The sequence below is a fragment of the Arhodomonas sp. KWT genome (genome assembly GCF_010993615.1).
The window spans coordinates 1-1464 of sequence record NZ_WNXE01000430.1 but is presented as its reverse complement, the minus strand read 5'-3'; the positions used below and the strand labels follow the sequence as shown (position 1 = coordinate 1464).

Sequence of the window (1464 nt, the reverse complement as noted above, 5' to 3'; positions counted from 1 at the left end):
GCTCGGCGGCGTCGACGTGGAGCTGATCGTCGAGGACGACGGCCGCAAGCCCGGCAACGCCCGCCAGATCGCCACCCGGCTGATCCAGAGCGAGGGCGTGAAAGTCATGACCGGCTCGGTGTTCTCCAACGTCGCCATGGCCACCATCCCCAAGATCGTGCGCGACGGGGTGATCTACATCTCCCCCAACGCCGGGCCGGCCAAGCTCGCCGGTCGGCTGTGCCACGAGAACTACTTCAACGCCGCCTACCAGAACGACAACTTCTACGAGGCGATGGGGCAGTACTTCACCGACGAGGGACTGGACAACGTCTACCTCCTCGCCCCCAACTACGCCGCCGGCAAGGACGCGCTCACCGGCTTCAAGCGCTACTACGAGGGTAACGTCGTCGGCGAGGTCTACACCCAGCTCGGCCAGACCGACTACGCCGCGGAGATCGCCGAGCTGCGCGACGCCGACCCGGACAACGTGTTCTTCTTCTATCCCGGCGGCATGGGCATCAACTTCATCAAGCAGTACGTCCAGGCGGGCCTCGACGAGTCCATCCCGCTGTACGGCCCGGGCTTCTCGGCGGACAACACCCTGGTCGACGCCGTCGGCGACGCCGCGCTCGGCATCGTCAACTCGGCGCACTGGAGCAAGGACCTGGACAACCCGGTCAACCGCCGCTTCGTCGCCGACTACACCGAGCGCTACGACCGCGAGCCGACCCTCTATGCCGCCCAGGGCTACGACACCGCCCGCCTGATCGGCAGCGCGCTGGCGGCCACCGGCGGCGACGTCTCCGACACCGCGGCGCTGCGCGAGGCGCTGGCGGCGGCGGACTTCGATTCCGTGCGCGGCGACTTCCGCTTCAACACCAACCACCACCCGATCCAGGACATCTACGTCCGCAAGGTGGTCCGCGAGGACGACGGCAACCTCACCAACCAGCTGGTGGCGAAGGTCTTCGACGACCACGAGGACGCCTACGCCGGCGAGTGCGCCCTGGGCCAGTGACGTAGCGCCGGGGCGGCGCCGGGGCATCCGCCCGCGGCGCCGCCCGCGCCCTTGATCTCTTCGGGAGCCGATCGGGATGCAGCTGCTGCTCGAACAGGTGCTGAACGGCCTGCAGTTCGGGGTCACCCTGCTGCTGATGGCCTCGGGCCTGACCCTGGTGTTCGGCATCATGCGGCTGATCAACCTCGCCCACGGGTCGCTGTTCATGGTGGGCGCCTACGTCGGCGCGACGGCGCTCGCCTACACCGGCAGCTTCCTCCTCGGCCTCGCTGCCGGGGTGGCGGCCGCCGCGCTCACCGGCATGGCCATGGAGGCACTGATCATCCGGCGGCTCTACCGCCGCGACCACCTCGACCAGGTGCTCGCCACCTTCGGGCTGATCCTGTTCTTCAACGAGCTGGTGCGCGTGGTCTGGGGGCGGCAGCCGCTCAGCATGGACACCCCGGCGTGGCTGTCGGGCCACG

At 68.9% G+C, this 1464-nt stretch carries 2 protein-coding genes; both read left to right on the top strand.

Annotated features, from left to right (window positions below):
• Positions 1-1000 (top strand): ABC transporter substrate-binding protein (locus G7A99_RS19620; protein WP_163143399.1); only part of this gene is annotated, 1000 nt, incomplete at its 5' end.
• A gap of 76 nt (positions 1001-1076) precedes the next feature.
• A partial coding sequence (locus tag G7A99_RS19615) for a branched-chain amino acid ABC transporter permease (RefSeq protein WP_371807640.1) occupies positions 1077-1464 on the top strand: 388 nt, incomplete at its 3' end.